The organism is Polaribacter sp. BM10, assembly GCF_002005425.1.
GTDB classification, from domain to species: Bacteria; Bacteroidota; Bacteroidia; order Flavobacteriales; family Flavobacteriaceae; genus Polaribacter; species Polaribacter marinaquae.
This window is the reverse complement of record NZ_CP019704.1, coordinates 2,604,757-2,622,970: the sequence shown is the minus strand read 5'-3', so window position 1 is coordinate 2,622,970 and position 18,214 is coordinate 2,604,757. Positions and strand designations below refer to the sequence as shown.

At 30.2% G+C, this 18,214-nt stretch carries 13 protein-coding genes and 1 pseudogene; 4 read left to right on the top strand and 10 right to left on the bottom strand.

The window, feature by feature from the left end:
- Both BXQ17_RS11645 and BXQ17_RS11640 read left to right on the top strand, forming a co-directional pair.
- A complete protein-coding gene (locus BXQ17_RS11645) occupies positions 1–927 on the top strand; it encodes a DUF2975 domain-containing protein (protein ID WP_077810820.1) in 927 nt (308 codons plus the stop codon).
- Position 928: 1 nt separating this feature from the next.
- Positions 929–1,135: a helix-turn-helix transcriptional regulator gene (locus BXQ17_RS11640; protein ID WP_077810819.1), complete on the top strand. Its 207-nt coding sequence runs from the start codon at positions 929–931 to the stop codon at positions 1,133–1,135.
- A gap of 79 nt (positions 1,136–1,214) precedes the next feature.
- On the opposite strand, the gene BXQ17_RS11635 is transcribed toward BXQ17_RS11640, so the two are convergent.
- From BXQ17_RS11635 to BXQ17_RS11625, 3 genes are all read right to left on the bottom strand, one after another.
- Positions 1,215–3,713 carry a DPP IV N-terminal domain-containing protein gene (locus tag BXQ17_RS11635; RefSeq protein WP_077810818.1) on the bottom strand — a complete coding sequence of 833 codons (2,499 nt, stop codon included), beginning with the start codon at positions 3,711–3,713 and terminating at the stop codon, positions 1,215–1,217.
- 96 nt (positions 3,714–3,809) lie between these two features.
- Positions 3,810–5,030 carry an NAD(P)/FAD-dependent oxidoreductase gene (locus BXQ17_RS11630; RefSeq protein WP_077810817.1) on the bottom strand — a complete coding sequence of 407 codons (1,221 nt, stop codon included), beginning with the start codon at positions 5,028–5,030 and terminating at the stop codon, positions 3,810–3,812.
- Positions 5,031–5,034: 4 nt separating this feature from the next.
- On the bottom strand, positions 5,035–5,484 hold the full coding sequence (locus BXQ17_RS11625; protein WP_077810816.1) for a nucleoside deaminase: 450 nt from the start codon (positions 5,482–5,484) through the stop codon (positions 5,035–5,037).
- Between the two features lie 56 nt (positions 5,485–5,540).
- Between BXQ17_RS11625 and BXQ17_RS11620 the strand changes: the two genes are divergently transcribed.
- Entirely contained in the window at positions 5,541–7,307 is a 1,767-nt protein-coding gene (locus BXQ17_RS11620; protein WP_077810815.1) for a 1-deoxy-D-xylulose-5-phosphate synthase, read from the top strand.
- A gap of 50 nt (positions 7,308–7,357) precedes the next feature.
- Here BXQ17_RS11620 and BXQ17_RS11615 read toward each other — a convergent pair whose 3' ends face one another.
- The 6 genes and pseudogenes from BXQ17_RS11615 to BXQ17_RS11590 all read right to left on the bottom strand — a co-directional run bounded on the left by BXQ17_RS11615 (position 7,358) and on the right by BXQ17_RS11590 (position 16,278).
- A complete protein-coding gene (locus tag BXQ17_RS11615) occupies positions 7,358–10,057 on the bottom strand; it encodes a T9SS type A sorting domain-containing protein (RefSeq protein ID WP_077810814.1) in 2,700 nt (899 codons plus the stop codon).
- 50 nt (positions 10,058–10,107) lie between these two features.
- On the bottom strand, positions 10,108–11,445 hold the full coding sequence (locus BXQ17_RS11610; protein WP_077810813.1) for a deoxyguanosinetriphosphate triphosphohydrolase: 1,338 nt from the start codon (positions 11,443–11,445) through the stop codon (positions 10,108–10,110).
- 18 nt (positions 11,446–11,463) lie between these two features.
- The gene (locus BXQ17_RS11605; protein WP_077810812.1) at positions 11,464–11,973 is read right to left on the bottom strand and encodes a TlpA disulfide reductase family protein; all 510 of its coding nucleotides are present in this window, start codon (positions 11,971–11,973) and stop codon (positions 11,464–11,466) included.
- 29 nt (positions 11,974–12,002) lie between these two features.
- Positions 12,003–12,665: an SMI1/KNR4 family protein gene (locus BXQ17_RS11600; protein ID WP_077810811.1), complete on the bottom strand. Its 663-nt coding sequence runs from the start codon at positions 12,663–12,665 to the stop codon at positions 12,003–12,005.
- Between the two features lie 103 nt (positions 12,666–12,768).
- Complete coding sequence (locus BXQ17_RS11595) at positions 12,769–15,168, bottom strand: ribonucleoside-diphosphate reductase subunit alpha (RefSeq protein ID WP_077810810.1); 2,400 nt, start codon at positions 15,166–15,168, stop codon at positions 12,769–12,771.
- Positions 15,169–15,306: 138 nt separating this feature from the next.
- A pseudogene (locus tag BXQ17_RS11590) lies at positions 15,307–16,278 on the bottom strand (ribonucleotide-diphosphate reductase subunit beta).
- A 412-nt stretch (positions 16,279–16,690) separates the two neighbouring features.
- Between BXQ17_RS11590 and BXQ17_RS11585 the strand changes: the two are divergent.
- Positions 16,691–17,713, top strand: a complete 1,023-nt coding sequence (locus tag BXQ17_RS11585; protein ID WP_077810809.1) for a heme A synthase — start codon at positions 16,691–16,693, stop codon at positions 17,711–17,713.
- Positions 17,714–17,734: 21 nt separating this feature from the next.
- Here the strand turns inward: BXQ17_RS11585 and BXQ17_RS11580 are convergent, their stop codons facing one another.
- Complete coding sequence (locus BXQ17_RS11580; protein WP_077810808.1) at positions 17,735–18,157, bottom strand: molybdenum cofactor biosynthesis protein MoaE; 423 nt, start codon at positions 18,155–18,157, stop codon at positions 17,735–17,737.
- Between the last annotated feature and the right edge of the window lie 57 nt (positions 18,158–18,214).

The following is an 18,214-nucleotide window of genomic DNA, read 5'->3' as shown; positions in this document are numbered from 1 at the left end:
ATGTTAACTATATTTCAAACAACTGTATTAATAATAATATTTTGTATTTTAGGGTTCTTAATCTACAGTGTTTTTCAGAAAAAAAGAATTACTACATTTTTACATCTTCTTTTTACAATGAGTTTTTGGATGATGATTGTAATCTCCTTTGTAGCCTTAGCATTTACTCTTTATACAGGAAACGGAATTTTACAAACTTCAAAAAATTCCACTATCAATATTTCAAATAAGCAAATTCCTGTAAATTTTAGTTTATCTTTTAATCAAGGTGAAAGGTTTACAGATTACACAAAAGACAGTTTAGGTAACACTATAGATAATCAGGTTTTTAGCAGATATTCTGATGATAGGTTAAATTTTGTAAATCCTGATTTTCTTGGAAAAAGTAAGTTTACAAAAGAAAAATTAGACAGTATTTTTGAAAACTCTAAAGATGTAGAATTTTTTGGCAAAAAAATACAATTTGACGGAGGTTATAATGAAAATGTATCAACAAAAGTTTCCACGATTTCAGGAAAAACAAATTTAAAAATTGACACAAAAAACTGGCAACTATCTACTCTTTTTAACCTAAAATTCTATTTATCATTTATAATAATAATTCTAATACTTTACTATTTAAAAACGCTTTTTCAACTATTGAAAACATCACTCAAATTTAGCTTAGGATTGGTGAAAATTATAAACAAAATTGCAAGTTTAATTATTATTTGGCAAATCCTTAATTTGGTTTTTAGTTTCTTATTTAGTTTATATTATGATCATGCAAGTTTTAAAAACACTGTACAAAGTGATGTTTTTTTAAGCATATCACCTCAATATGAATTTGACCTTACATTAATTATTATTGCCTTGGGCTTATTTGTCTTTAGTGGTTTACTTTCTAAAGCAAATCAAATTCAACAAGAAAACGATTTAACAATATAATATGGCAATTATCGTAAACTTAGATGTAATGCTTGCCAAACGTAAAATGCGAAGCAAAGAATTGGCAGAAATTATTGGCATTACAACTGCAAACTTATCTGTTTTAAAATCGGGTAAAGCAAAGGCAATTCGTTTTTCTACATTAGAGGCAATTTGTAAAGCTTTAGATTGCCAACCTGCAGATATTTTAGAATATGTAGAAGATTAATTAAAAATTAAACATAAAAAAACTCCGAATGAAGATTCGGAGTTTTTTGTTATTATTACAAATCTATTTAATAGATAGATTACCTATTCATTGGTTTATTTAAATTCATAAATAAAATATCTGTATCAGTAGCTTCTTTGCCTAACAAATACTTACTAAAATGATCTGCTCTTAGCCAGAAAGAGTACTCTGTCATACTACCAAAACCATGTCTTTGTCCTGGCATAATCATAAATTTAAAACGTTTGTTTGCCTTAATTAATTCGTTTGCCATTCTTATCGTTCCTGCCGGATTTACGTTATTATCCATATCACCATGAATCAACATTAAATGTCCTTTTAGATTTTTTGCTAAAGATTGATTATCATCAATTTTGTATTTATGAGAAATTTTTCCTTTTGCATCTATTTCTTCTTTTACACCATGATGCGTTTCACTCCACCAAGAATTATACACATTATTATCGTGATTTCCGGCAGATGAAACTGCCGCTTTAAAGAAATCTGGATATACTAACATTGCTGCTGTAGACATAAAACCACCACCAGAATGACCGTAAATTCCTACTTTTTCGATATCGATAAACTTGTGTTTGTTAGCCAGTTGCTGTGCAACATATTTTTTATCAGCCAAACCATAATCACGTAAATTTCCGTAACCATAATTGTGATACCATTTAGATCTATCTGGATGACCACCTCTGTTTCCTAAAGTAATTACCACAAAACCAACTTGCGCCATTCTATCTAAACGATCCATTCTGTAAGAAAAAGATTTGTTTACAGCTTCTGTTTGCGGACCAGGATACACATATTCTAATAACGGATATACTTTTGTAGAATCCATATCAAAAGGCTTGTACATTACTCCGTAAATATCTGTAATTCCGTCATCTGCTTTTACTTTAAACGGTTCTGGAAATTTGTAACCAGATGCAAATAATTGTGATAAATCTGCCGTTTCTAAATCCATAACTTTACGCCCGTTTGCGTCTCTAAGTTCAGATTTTGGTACTGTATTTACCCTCGAATAATTACTCACAAAATACTTATTAGAATCTGCCATAGAAGTAGTTGCTGTAAAGTCACCAGCATCTAATGTTTTCATTCCAGACCCGTTTAAATTAATTTTATAAGTATGCAAATAATAAGGATCTTGTTTTTTATTAACACCATTTGCAGTAAAATAAAGTGTTCTTGTTTTTTCATCTAAACCTGCAAAACCATCTACATGGTAATCTCCTTCTGTAACTTGGTTTTTTAAGTTTCCGTCAGAATCATATAAGTAAAAATGTGCCCAACCATCACGTTCTGCCCAATGTAACATTTCTTTTTCATTGTTTAACAAAATTAACGGACGAGACTCGATGTATGTATTAAAACGTTCTTCTATTAACGTTTTATATTCACCTGTATTAAGATCTGCAACATTAATATCATACTTTTTGCGATCTCTAGAAATTACACTAAAATATATTTTCCCTTTTTTTGATAAAAGCAAAGAAGGTCTAAAATCATCATCTCTACTAGATTGTTTTCTAGGTGCTCTAAACACAGAAATACTTTGTTGACGTACTGTGTCTAAAGGAACTTTTATGTGAGATTTTGAAGGAATATCAAAAATTAATAATTCAGATTTATAATATTCTTGTTCTCCTGGCATGTGGTATTTATAGGTTTCTAAAGTTGGTCTTTTTTTACCTGTAGAATTAATTACCCATAAATCTTTAATATGTCTAGAGTCAGATTTTTGAAATACAAACTTTTTAGAATCGTGAGACCAAGTTCCCCAAACACCTTTACGCTTGTCTTTGTTTTTTTCTTTATCTACATTATCTTCTCTAGAACCGCCGCCGTATCCGTAGTTTTCTTCTCCGTCTTTAGTCCATTGATTTTCTACAACCGTACTATCTTTTTCATCTTTAATAAACTTTTTAAAGTTAACTTTATCCATCCAGTACAAATTGTAATTTTTAGAATATAAAACGATAGAACTATCTGGTGCTACATTTGCCCATCTTAACCAAGGCTTTTTTTCTTCCTTTTTAGTATTGATTATTGTCAAACCGTTTCCGCCTAACTTATATTCTAAATAATAAGTTTTCTTCTCCATTTTAGGCTTTTTATTTTTGGCCTTTTTACTCGATGTAGAATCTTTCTTTTCTTCTTTTTTATCTTCGACAACGGCAACTTCTTCTGTAGATTTTACTCTAAAACGAATTGCATTTTCTGCTTCGTTAAATTTAAAACTAAAACGAGGTAAGTGTTTTGCATCGTATGGGTCTTTAGTAATTTCTGTTAACCATTTTGCCATTTTAACATTATCGAAAAGTAGTTGCTTCGACTTTTTATCTGCATCTACTAAGTAATAATTAGAGCCTTCTGATGTTTTGTAAGAATACCAAAAACGGTTCCCTTTTTTTAACCAATGCGGACTAACAGTTGTAGAATGCACCATTTTCGCTAAGTTTTTTGGCGAATATTTTGCTGCTGCTCTATAATTTGGTTCAGGGGTTTCTTGTGCAGTTATTGCTATTGTAGCAAATAATGACAAGAATAAGAATAGAATGTTTTTCATCTGTAAGAGAATTTAATTAGTTCTTGTAAAGTTCTCTAAAACAAACTATCTCGCAAATTTTTAAGATTTTTTTATAAAATATTTAACAAAAATATATTAAAAACGATCTTTTTTAAAAGCGAATTCTATTTTTAATCGAATTAATTGAAAAAATCGTAAAACAACTTGGTTGTATTTAAAGTTAAATAAACTGTCTATTAAAACGTCTGTACTAAAGTTTTCATGAAAAAATTGTACCCTATTTTCTATCTGAATATCTGTATACTTACTGTACATTCTTTGACTAGAAACTTCACTTAAACGCCATTTAAAGAGTTTTCTTCTACGCCATTTTTTTCGATAATTATCAAAGTTTGTTGTGCCTTTTACCAAATATTCATCAATATAAACACATGCTAAATCTGCACTTTGCATTGCATATCTAATTCCTTCACCACCTCTTGGGTTTATTGCAGAAACAGAATCGCCCACCGCAACTACTTTATTATTGTAGAATTTATCTTTTAAACCTTCAGAGTATCTTAATATGCCACCATGAACATCTAATAATTTATAAGTATCACACTTTAAATATTCTTTAATAATATGTTCGGTAATTTTCTTAGTAGTTTTGTCTGTATTTTCTTGATTAAGAGATTTTAAATGTGTTTTTCCTGCACCAACTTTTAAGATATTTTGCTCCATCGGAAAAATCCAAGAATATCCTTTAATTGCCCATTTATGTCCTAAAAAAAAGACCAATTGATCTTTGTATTTCTCATAAATTTCTGGCGCAACTTCTATTAAATATTCTGTACCACTACCTAAATTCATTGTTGGTTGCACTTCTTTATCATCGTACATTACCTTTCTAAGTGGCCCTGTAGCATCTACAACTAATTTACTTTCTATCTCTATAATTTCTGTAGACTTCGCTTTTTGTAAAGAAACAATTACAGATTTTTCATTTACTTTTTTACTGATGTATTTATAGCCTGTTAAAACTTCTCCGCCAAAACTCTTTGCATCATCAGCTAAAAATTGTTTTAATTTTCCGTAATCTAAAACAACACCTTTGTTTGTATTTCCTTTCCAGAAATAACTGTTTTTTGTACACTGAATGGTAATATTTTTCCAATAAGCCCCAATAACTTTGTTTGGTAAATCAAATTCTTTTAAAGGCGCTAATGTCATACCAGCGCTAGAAAAATTATTATCTAAAAAAGAAGGAAAACGTTCTACTAATAAAATTTTATGTCCTTTTTTGGCTAAATTTCTTGCAACTTGCCCTCCTGCCGGACCACCACCAATTACAACTACATCATATTTCTGCATCATAAAATTAATTCAAATTACGTTTCTGAATAAAAAATCGTTTTAAAATCTGTGCACAATCATTCTCTAAAATTCCTGCTACAATTTCTGTCTTTGGATGCAATTTTGTTCCTAAATTTCTAAAACCTCTTTCGGGTTCTGATGCACCGTAAACAATCTTTCCTAATTGAGCCCAATAACTAGCTCCTGCACACATTTGGCAAGGTTCTAGCGTAACATATAATACACAATCTTTTAAGTATTTTCCACCTATAAAATCTGAGGCAGCTGTAAATGCTTGCATTTCTGCGTGTGCTGTTACATCGTTTAACGTTTCTGTTAAATTATGCGCTCTTGCAATTATTTGATTTTTAAAAACAACAATTGCACCAACAGGAACTTCACCTTTATCAAAAGCAAATTCTGCTTCTTGTAAGGCTTTCTTCATAAAATAAACATCGTCGAAAGGTTGTATCATTTTTTGAAATATAAAAATCAATATTACAAAAAGTTAAATTGTATTTTTGCATTCTCATGACAAATTTGTTAGACAACATATCAAACCCAAAAGATTTACGCAAATTAAATCCAAATCAGTTACCGCAACTTGCAAAAGAATTAAGAGCGTTTATTATTGATATTGTTGCTACAAAAGAAGGACATCTTGGTGCTAGTTTAGGCGTTGTAGAATTAACTATTGCTTTGCATTATTTATTTGAAACTCCAAACGATTTATTAGTTTGGGATGTTGGGCATCAAGCATATGGTCATAAGATTTTAACCGGAAGAAAAGAAGTATTTCACACGAATAGACAATTTGGTGGAATTGCTGGTTTTCCTACTATAAAAGAGAGTGAATTTGATACTTTTGGTGTTGGGCATTCTTCTACGTCCATTTCTGCTGCTTTGGGAATGGCAATAGCATCCAACTTAAAAAATGAAACAGAAAGACATCATATTGCCGTAATTGGCGATGCTTCTATTGCTAGCGGAATGGCTTTTGAAGCTTTAAACCACGCTGGTGTTTCTAATGCTAACTTATTAATCATATTAAACGATAATGCAATTGGTATTGATCCTGCTGTTGGGGCTTTAAAAGAATACTTAACAAAAGTAAAAAGTGATAAAAAATTAGCGGCTCAAAATAATATCATTAAAGCTTTAAACTTCAATTATTCTGGACCGATTGATGGTCACGATTTACCTAAGATTTTAAAGGAATTAGAGCGCTTGAAATCTGTTAAAGGTCCAAAATTTTTACATGTTATTACCACAAAAGGAAAAGGTTTAAAAAAAGCCGAAGAAGACCAGGTAACGTACCATGCGCCTGGAAAATTTGATAAAATTTCTGGAGAAAGAATTAAAAAGGAAAAAAGCTTATATACCAAATATCAAGATGTATTTGGACAAACGGTTGTAGAGCTAGCAGATAAAAATTCACGAATTGTTGGTATTACACCTGCCATGTTAACGGGTAGCTCTTTAAAGTTAATGTTAGAAAAACACCCTAACAGAACTTTTGATGTTGGTATTGCAGAACAACACGCAGTTACATTGGCTGCAGGTATGGCAACTCAAAATTTAATACCATATTGTAATATCTATTCTACATTTTTGCAACGTGCTTACGACCAAGTAATACATGACGTAGCTTTGCAAAATTTACCGGTTATTTTTTGCTTAGATAGAGCTGGTTTAGTTGGTGAAGATGGCGCAACGCATCACGGTGTTTTCGATTTAGCTTATCTACGTTTAATTCCGAATCTAATTATTTTTGCACCAAGAAACGAAATTGAATTAAGAAATATTTTATATACCGCTCAGTTAGGATTACAAAAACCAATTGCAATTCGTTACCCTAGAGGAACTGGTAATATTATTGACTGGAAACAACCTTTCGAAAAAATTACAATTGCTAAAAGTATTTGTTTACAAAAGGGAAATAAAACGGCTATTTTGTCTGTTGGCACAATTGCTAAAAATATTTCTGAAGCTTTAAAATCGGTAGATTCTCCTTCTGATTTTTCTCATTTTGATATGCGATTTGTTAAACCATTAGATGAAAATAGTTTGCATAAAATAGCTAAAACGCATCGGAATATTTATACTATCGAAGATGGAACAGTAAAAGGAGGTTTTGGAACTGCTATTTTAGAATTTATGGCAGAAAATGGGTATCAAAATAAAGTAGAAATACTTGGTATACCAGATGATTTTATTGAACATGGTAGTGTAACAAAACTACAACAAACACTTAATTTAGATATTGATAGTTTAATTTCTAGATTTAATAAAGCATAAAAAACGGCACTAAAATTAGTGCCGTTTTTTGAATTATAAACTTTATAAAATTATTCTATTATAATTTTTCTCGAAGATTTGTTATTGTTCTTATCTACTAAATTTACAATATAAATTCCTGAATTAATATTTAATGAAATTGGTTGTTTTTCATTGACACTAAAATCTAAACTAGAACTATAAACTTGTCTTCCGGCAGTATCAAAAATATTCATTTTCACTTTACCTAAAGTGTTTTTAGCAAATACTGTAATATCTCCTTTTGAAACTGTAGGGTAAACCGTAAATAATTTTTCACCAGATACCACACTCGTAACAAAAGCAGTACTGTCTACAAAATTTGAAGTAAACATTCCTCTACCATGAGTAGCTGCTAAGATTAAGTTATCTGATGCTCTATACTGTAGCATATCTACTCTAACATTTCCCATTCCAGAAGATGCAGGTTCCCAAACAACTGTTTCTGCGGTTACATCGCTTGTTTTCCATATTCCTGCTTCAGTAGCTAATAAAACCTCTTTTCTATCTAAAGGATTAAATAAAGACCATCTTACAGGAATATCTGGCAGATTACCTTCAACATCTGTCCAGTTATCTCCACCATCAGTAGTGTACCAAACACTTTTTACTCCGTAATTAGAATATGTTAGTAAAATTTCATCATCCGAAGCACCAAGTTCAATACAAGAAATTGCTCCAAACACATTAGATGGTTCATTAATTATCTGAAAACTTTCGTCTGTACTATCAAAAATTAAAAGCCTACCAGTAACTGTACCAAAAAATACTTTTCTAGCAGCTACATTGTATGGAGAAACCCTAATATGTGTTACATCAGAATTCCCAAAAAGAGGTGTTGAAATTATATCTTGAACACCATTAAAATTATCTCTAAAACCTTGGTTTTCAAAATCATCTTTTAAAATAACTCTTGTAATTTCATTCTTATCATTAAAAGAATAAAAGATATTATTTTCATCATCATAGTCTGATGCATTTATAAAATTACCAGAATCTCTATTATTAACTAAAGTTATATAGTCTGTGGCAGGAAATGAAGAATCATACAGATAACTTACATTAAATTGTGTAGAAGCTATATAATAAATACTTTCTGTTGCATTTGTTGCCGTTTGATCTATAAAACTAAAACCTCCATCTCCTCCTAACACCTCTAAAGTATTACTAATACCGGGTTCATATAAATAAACTGTACCATTATCTTGCGCTCCTCCCATAAAACCATTTAAATTAACAGGATCTATAGCTGCAGAATAAAATTGAGTTATATTTAAATTAAGATTTCTTGGAAATATTGAATTTTGATTAACATTCTTAGAGTTATCAGGAGAATAAAAAACGCCTCCATCTGTAGCTATTAGTAATTGATTATTACTTGGTCTAAAAACAATATTATGAATATCTGCATGCACATAGCTTACAGAATTGTCAAAACGACTGTCCCAACTAGAGGTTTTAGACCATAAGACTCCACCATTTGTACTTTTGAATGTATTAATTCCACCAACATAAACTTCATTTTGATTTGTTGGGTTTACTTCAATAATTAAGTCATACCAAGCTTGTCCTCTTGTAAAATCATCATTTGGTACCGAAGAATCTCTACTATCTGATGGTTCATCTAAGTTTGTAAAAGTTACTCCTGCATCTATACTTTTTACAATTTCCCCTAAACCTGTTACAAAAGTATCGGGACTATTTGAATTTTCTATTCTTGATGCAATTAGAGCATATATTACATTAGAATTTGATTTTGCTGTAGCTAACTCAACCCTTCCTGCAGAAGGTAAAGAAGAGCTGTAATTAGATGTAAATACTACACCGTTTGATGATGAAAATATAGATCCTGATGCAGAACCTGCCCAAATCTTATTATCTGATGCCAATTCTAAATCTCTAATTGGCTCTGTAGAAACTTTGGACCATGTATTTCCTCCATCTACAGATCTAAATAAATCTGTATCCTCAGAAAAAATATTTTCTTGATCTTTCATTGCTGCATAAACAACACCTATTCCATTCTCATTTCTAACAATTATATCATAAACATATTCAAAATTAGTAGTTGATGATAAATTACTCCAAGTTAAACCACCGTCTAAAGTTTTCCAGATTCCTGCACCATTTACAGCATCTGCATTTCCCCAACCTTCTCCGGTACCAACATAAAATGTATTATTCTGAACAGGATCATAAACCATTGCAGAAATAGCAAAATTCGTCATATCAGAATTCACCATAGTCCAAGGTGAATTTTCATCTGTAATATCTTCGTTTTTCCAAATTCCACCGCTTACACCACCTGCAAACACACGCTTACTTTCGGTATCATTAGGGTCAAACATCATTGCTCTAACTCTTCCTGCTACTGTTTTTGGACCTCTAGACTCCCAGTTAAAAGTTGTTGCAGATTTAGAACTAGCTTCTTGTTTAACCTTTTTACCATATTTTAAAGCCTTTACCAATCTATCTTGATGTAACTTTTTAGTATTAGGATCCATAGTTCTTAAAAAGTCTTGCTCAAACGCTAAATCTGGTCGGTCTTTTTTTGGCATTGCCTTAATCTCTTCTTTTGTTAGAGGAGTTCTTTTAGTATAAGGATGATTTGCTAAGTATTCAACATACTCCTTCTTTTTTTTTTCAAAAGTTATTTCTGAGATACTTGTGTAAAAAACAAAAATTAGTAACCCAATTATTGTAATAATAGAAAAAGTTGATTTTTTATTCATACTTAAACTTGTTTTAACAAAGGCATCTAATTTAATGATTATTAATAACTTTATATAATATTACCGGTTAATTTTTTATGCATTCGTATGGCATAACTATCTGATATTCTTGAAACATAACTACAAATCTGCATTATTCTATCATATAAGTTTGATGTTTCTGTTTTGTATTCTTCTGGTAATAAATTTAAAACCAAGTTGTCAAAATTTGATGAACAACCTTCAAACTTATTATTTAATGCTGTTACGAAAACATCTAATAAATCTGCAATAATTCTATAACCAGCAACTTCTTTTTCTACAACTTCTGTGCTTTTATATATTTTAGAAACACTTATCTTAATTATGTCGTTAATTTGAGCCTCAAACTTACACTTGTCTAGTAAAGATTTTTCGAAAGTTCCATTTAAAATTGCTTCTTCGTTGTCCAAAAAGATTGTTACTGCTTCATTAATTAAAACACCAATTGCTAAAGCTCTTAAATAACTAACTCTATCAGTTTTATGTTGTAAAGAATGATACTTTTTGATATCGATTGTATCTTTTACCAATTTAATCATGTATTCTAAAGCAAATTCTTCGTCTATTAAACCAAGATTTATTCCGTCTTCAAAATCTATAATTGTGTAGCAAATATCATCTGCAGCTTCAACTAAATAAGCTAAAGGATGTCTATAAAAAGAAATTCCTTCAGATTTTTTTTCGAGCATTCCTAAATCTTTTACTACATCTAAAAATGCTTCTTTTTCTGATTGAAAAAAGCCATATTTTTTATCTACAATATGATTAGTTGGCTTTTTAGGGAGACTTTCTTTAGGATATTTTAAAAACGCACCCAAGGTTGCATAACTTAATCTTAAACCACCAGAAATTCCTTTTCTAGATTCGGTTAAAATTTTAAATCCGTTTGCATTTCCTTCAAAATCAATTAAATCTTGATATTCTTTATCAGTTAGCTCATTTTTATATTTTACACCTTTACCCGTTTTAAAATACTCGCCAATTGCTTTTTCTCCTGAATGACCAAATGGCGGATTCCCGATATCGTGCATAACAGACGCTGCGGCAGTTATTGCTCCAAAATCGTTAAACGTATAACCCAAATCTACCAAGTTAGGATGACGTTCTAACAACGCTTTACCAACTCTTCTACCAAGTGTTCTACCTACTACAGAAACCTCTAAACTATGCGTTAAACGCGTGTGTACAAAGTCTGTTTCAGATAACGGAATTACTTGTGTTTTGTCTTGTAAACTTCTAAATGCAGATGAAAAAATAATTCTGTCAAAATCTACATCAAAACCTAATCGTGTTTCATCTTGTGCAATTCTTGGTCTTTTTTGAGTATCGCCAAAGCGTTTTAAAGAAAGGAGTTGTTCCCAGTTCATTTTACTATTATTTTAGGGCTATTTTTTTATTTTTAAATAATTGATTACTTGCTTGAAAGAATTAAATTTTCGCAAAATAAATCCTTTATCATTGACATAATAATATCTTGGAAAAAATTTAATATTTAAGTCGTATTTTAAATCATTTTCTTCTTGAAACTGATTGTAATTTTGCCAGTTATATTGATGTTTTTTTAAATAATTTCTCCAATTTTTCTGACTTCTATCAATAGAAACACCTATAACTTTTGTATTATTTTTAGCAAGTATATCTTGATATTCTTTAATTTCTTTATGTTGTTTTACACACGGCTCACATTCTAAATACCAAAAATCTAAAATATAAGAAGTTTTTTTAGATAAGGTTATTTTTTCTCTAGTATTATCTGCTGTATTAAAAGTATATTTATCAAAATTGATAAATGTTTCTGAAGTTTCTTTACTAAGTTTCTGCGTATTTACCTCTTTATCTTTTTTACAAGAAAAAGAGATTAAAACTATAGCCAATAATAAAAAAGCTTTTTTCATTTTAAAATTTCTTCGAAAATACAAAATCTTTACCCTAAACCTAACTTTTCCTCCTTATCATAAAATCTTATAACCTCATTGTTAGATGCAACAACATTGAGCCATTCTATAAAATTTTCAACTCTATAATAGAGTTTACCTTCCATAAAATAAGCAATTGCCCATTCATTATCTTTTTTATCTTCATGAGTTAACCAACACCATGCACCTCCATTAGAATCTTCAACCATTAGCGTGAGTAAAGTAGTTGTTTTAATTTTTTCGGCTTCTAAATAAACAGATTTCTTGAGTTGATTGTGATAATCATATGTTTTATAAAAACCTCCTTTTTGTATACTATCTATATTTTGCGTAAAAATCCAATCTCCTCCATCTCCAAAATATTTGAGAAAAATTTTATAGGATTTTGGAAGTCTTAAATTCAATTTATCTTCTATGCCAGCTATTTCTTTATTTGTAAGCACTTTGCCAGGGTTCTCGTGAACATGATAATTCTCTAAAAGTTTTATAATGACATAAGAAATAGGATGGTTTATATCTTCAGAATTTTTAAATTTTTGTAACATTATCCTCGATTTTTCTCTAACAACTTTTTTCTTTTCAATTTTTACAGAATCATCGTCATTTTGATTTTTTAATATGATAACTAAAGCTGAAAATATCCCTAAGATGATGTAATATTTTAATTCCATAGATTAGAAAATAAAAAAGAGAAGCATTTCTACTTCTCTTTTTATCAATATTAAATTATTAAGATTCTAAAACAAGTTCAAAATTCTATTGTTGTAGACAAAATTAAGAACCACACATTAAGCAATCGTCGTCTGGTGCTCCGTTTTTAGAAGCATCTACCATTGCTTTAAATTCTGCAGCGCTCATTGGTTTTTCTTCTTCTATAACTTGTGCTTTCTTTTCTTTAGAAACTGTAAACTGAATTGCATTTACCGCAGATTTTGTTCTTAAGTAGTACATTCCTGTTTTTAAGCCAGATTTCCAAGCATAGAAATGCATAGAAGTTAATTTACCATAGTCTGGATCTTTTAAGAATAAGTTTAGCGATTGAGATTGATCGATAAAGTATCCTCTATGGCGTGCCATATCGATAATATCTTTCATACTCATTTCCCAAACAGTTTTATACAACTCTCTTAATTCTGCAGGAATTTCTTCGATATGTTGTATAGAACCGTTTGCACGCATTATACTTTCTTTCATATCATTATCCCATAAACCTAATTCTACTAAGTCTTCTAATAAATGTTTGTTTACAACAATAAACTCACCAGATAATACTCTTCTTGTATAAATGTTAGATGTATAAGGCTCAAAAGCTTCATTGTTTCCTAATATTTGAGAAGTAGATGCGGTTGGCATTGGCGCAACTAATAAAGAGTTTCTTACACCGTGTTTCATTACTTGTTTACGCAACTTAGCCCAATCCCAGTTTCCGCTTAACTCATCATCTTTAATTCCCCACATGTTAAACTGAAATTCTCCTTTAGACATTGGAGAACCTTCGAAAGTAGAGTAAGGTTCTTTTGCTTTTGCAATTTCCATAGAAGAAGTTACAGCTGCAAAATACATCGTTTCAAAAATATCTTGATTTAGCTTTTTGGCTTCATCACTTGTAAAAGGTAAACGCAATTGTATAAATGCATCTGCTAAACCTTGTATACCTAAACCAACTGGTCTGTGTCTAAAATTAGAATTTTCTGCCTCTATAACAGGATAAAAATTAGCATCTATTACTGTATCTAAATTACGTGTTACTTTTTTAGTTACGTCGTATAATTTTTTATGATTAAAGTATTTTTCTCCGCCTTCTCTTTCAGAAATAAACATTGGCAAAGCAATAGAAGCTAAGTTACAAACTGCAACCTCATCTTCTGCTGTGTACTCCATAATTTCTGTACATAAGTTCGAAGAACGAATTGTACCTAAATTTTTCTGATTCGATTTTCTGTTTGCTGCATCTTTGTACAACATATATGGCGTACCTGTTTCGATTTGAGATTCTAATATCTTCTCCCAAAGCTCACGTGCCTTTATCGTTTTTCTACCTTTACCAGCTGCCTCGTAACTTGTGTATAAACGCTCGAATTCTTCATCATAAGTATCGTATAAATGCGGACATTCATGAGGACACATTAACGTCCAATCTGCATCTTGCTCTACACGTTTCATAAATAAATCAGAAATCCACATTGCATAGAATAAATCTCTAGCACGCATTTCTTCTTTACCATGGTTTTTCTTTAAATCTAAAAAGTCGAAAATATCTGCATGCCAAGGCTCTAGATACATTGCAAAAGATCCTTTACGCTTACCACCACCTTGATCTACATAACGAGCAGTATCATTAAAAACCTTTAACATTGGCACAATACCGTTTGATGTACCGTTTGTACCAGCAATATAAGAACCTGTAGCTCTAATATTATGCAAAGACAAACCAATACCACCAGCAGATTGAGATATTTTTGCAGTTTGTTTTAATGTATCGTAAATACCTTCGATACTATCATCTTGCATTTGTAATAAGAAACAAGAAGACATTTGTGGTTTTGGTGTACCTGCGTTAAAAAGAGTTGGTGTAGCGTGTGTAAAATATTTTTTACTCATTAACTCATAAGTAGCAATTGCTTCATCAATATCATTTTTATGAATACCAATAGAAACACGCATTAACATGTGTTGTGGACGTTCTGCTATTTGACCGTTCAATTTTAATAAATATGAACGTTCTAATGTTTTAAAACCAAAATAATCATAATTAAAATCTCTATTGTAAATAATAGTAGAATCTAATTTTTCTGCATTTTCTTTAATGATATTATATACCTCATCTGCCAATAATGGCGCTTTTTTGTTTGTACGAGGATTTACATAAGTATACAAATCATCCATTGTTTCAGAGAATGATTTTTTAGTGTTTTTATGTAAATTAGAAACAGCAATTCTTGCAGCTAATTTTGCATAATCTGGGTGTGCAGTTGTCATTGTAGCGGCAGTTTCTGCGGCTAAATTATCTAATTCTGATGTTGTAACACCATCATATAAACCTTCAATTACACGCATTGCAACTTTTACCGGATCTACAATTTTATTTAAACCGTAGCACATTTTTTTTACTCTTGCCGTGATTTTATCGAACATCACCGGCTCTTTTTTACCGTCTCTTTTTAGTACAAACATTTTTCTATTTGGTTTTTTTTATTAATTATTAGAGCCCACAAAAACGTCCAATTTTTTAGGATACTCTTTTTACTACTTCTTATTTTGTATGAATTAACGCCTAAGAATAAACGGCGTTAATTTTATGTATTCTGATAATTAAAAATCAGAATCGAAACTAATACTTCCTGTTCCACCAGATTTTACACCAGCTTTTTGGTATTCTGATACTCTTTTTTCGAAGAAATTAGTTTTTCCTTCTAAAGAAATCATTTCCATAAAATCGAAAGGATTTGTTACATCGTAAACTTTGTCTCATCCAAATTCTAATAACAATCTGTCTGTAACAAACTCTAAGTACTGAGTCATTAATTTTGCATTCATACCAATTAAACTAACTGGTAAAGATTCTGTAATAAACTCACGTTCTATATTTAATGCGTCTACAATAATTTCTGAAATACGCTCTTTTGGCACTCTATTTACCATGTGATTATTGTGTAAGTGTACCGCAAAATCACAGTGCATACCTTCGTCTCTAGAAATTAATTCGTTAGAAAATGTTAAACCTGGTAATAAACCTCTTTTCTTTAACCAAAAAATTGAACAAAATGCACCAGAGAAGAAAATACCTTCTACTGCTGCAAAAGCAATTAAACGCTCTGCAAAAGAATCAGATTCTATCCATTTTAATGCCCAATCTGCTTTTTTCTTAATTGCCGGAAAAACTTCAATAGCTCTAAATAAATTGTCTTTTTCTACTTCATCTTTAACATAAGTATCTATTAATAAAGAATATGTTTCAGAATGGATGTTTTCCATCATTATTTGAAAACCATAGAAAAATTTAGCTTCAGAATATTGTACTTCGTTTACAAAGTTTTCTGCTAAGTTTTCGTTTACAATACCGTCTGATGCAGCAAAAAATGCTAAAATATGCTTTATAAAGTAACGCTCATCGTCTGTTAACTTAGATGTCCAATCTACAAGATCTGCTGTAAGATCAATTTCCTCTGCCGTCCAAAAACAAGCTTGTTGTTTCTTATACCATTCCCACAAATCATCGTGTTGGATAGGAAAAATTACAAAACGGTTGTCATTTGGTTGTAAAATAGGCTCTAATACAGACATTTTTTATTGAGATTTTTGAGAATTATTATTTGTTAAAACGAGTTCTACAAAGATTGGTTTTTTTGTTCCAAAATGAAAGTCATACTTATTCACAAATCCCTTGAAGTTTTTAACAAAAAGACAAAAATTATGATTTTCGCTAAATTTTAACACTATTTTATTTTACTAAAAATCAACCCATTAAAAGAGTAAAATTAGCTAAACCATTGCTACTATTGACATTCTTAAAACGTAATTTAAAAAGTTTTTTTTTATCAATTTTATTTCAGATTTGGTTTTTAAAATCAACTGTTTTCTCTTAATTAAATTTTCATCAAAAAAGGTTATTTAGAATTTTTAAAGATAACAGAAGACTATTTAAATTCTTTTTGCTACCCCATTTTTGAAGTATCTTTGCAAAAAGACTTTTCTAATGAAAAATAGGTTTCCAAAAATTGTACAAATTGCTATAATTTCTGTTTATTTAATATTTTTAGCGGGTTCTGTTGTTAGAATGACAGGTTCTGGAATGGGATGTCCTGATTGGCCAAAATGTTTTGGTTATTATATACCACCAACATCCGAAGAACAAATTACTTGGCAACCAAACACCAATTATAAAAAAGGAATTATAATTATTAAAGACGAAGTTTTATTTGTTGCAGAAAAAGACATACAAACAGCAACAGACTTTAATATTAATAATTGGGTAAACTATACAAAACACGATTACGCAAAATTTAACAAATACCATACTTGGACGGAATATATAAATAGACTTGCATCTGTTTTAGCTGGTTTCGTTTTTCTATTTTTAATATACAGCGCTTTTAAAAATAGAAAAAAAGACAAACGAATTACTTGGTTAGCTTTTGGCGCATTTTTTCTAATGCTTTTTGAAGCTTGGTTAGGTAAAACGGTAGTAGACACAAATTTAACACCTGCAATTATTACCATTCATATGGTGGTTGGTTTGATAATTATTGCTCTTTTATTAAAATTAAATTTTATTGTTACTGATAAAAAAACAACTTTTAAATACAATTCCGTTTTTAACAAACTACTAATAGTTTCTGTAATTTTTTCTTTGATTCAAATTGCAATGGGAACGCAAGTAAGACAATTTATTGATGAGCAAGTAAAATTATATGGTTTCGAAAACAAGAATTATAGTTTAATGAATCCTAGTTTTAAATTTTACTTTCATAGATCTTTTACTATTGCAATTGTTTTGGTAAACTTCGGTATGCTGTACTTAAACCAAATTAAAAACCTTGGTTATAAATTAGTAAATTGGATTGTTGCCTTAATTTTTATCGAAGTAATTTCTGGTATTTTAATGTATTATGCAGAAATTCCTTTTGGTACACAAGCAGTGCATTTATTAGCAGGAGCAATTTTGTTTGGTTTACAATTTTATTTATGGCTTCAAAGTAGAAAAACCATAAATAATTAACAGCTATCAATTGTTATTGATTTAAGGATGCGCGTTCACCCAAACTTCGCCATCAGAAAAGTGTTCTTTTTTCCAAATTGGCACGGTTTCTTTTAAAGTATCAATAATAAATTCGCACGCTAAAAAAGCTGCTTTTCTATGCTTTGACGATACCGCAATAATTACCGGAATATCTCTTATTTGTAATTCGCCTTCTGCATGATGAACAGCTACTTTTTTTACATCAAATTTTTCGAGTGCTAAATCTGCAATTTTCTGCATTTCTTTTAGCGCCATCGGTTTATACGTAGAAAAATCTAACTTTTTTACTTCTTTGCCTTCCGTATCGTTTCTAACAGTACCTACAAAAACAGATATACCACCACAAGAATCGTCTTCAACAAAAGCATAACAAGCATTTAGATCTAATTTTTCTGATGTAATTTTTATTGAAGTTCTCTGCATAATTTTTTAAATCTAAAACAAGTTAAACGCTTTTAGCAAAAATAATAATTCATGATG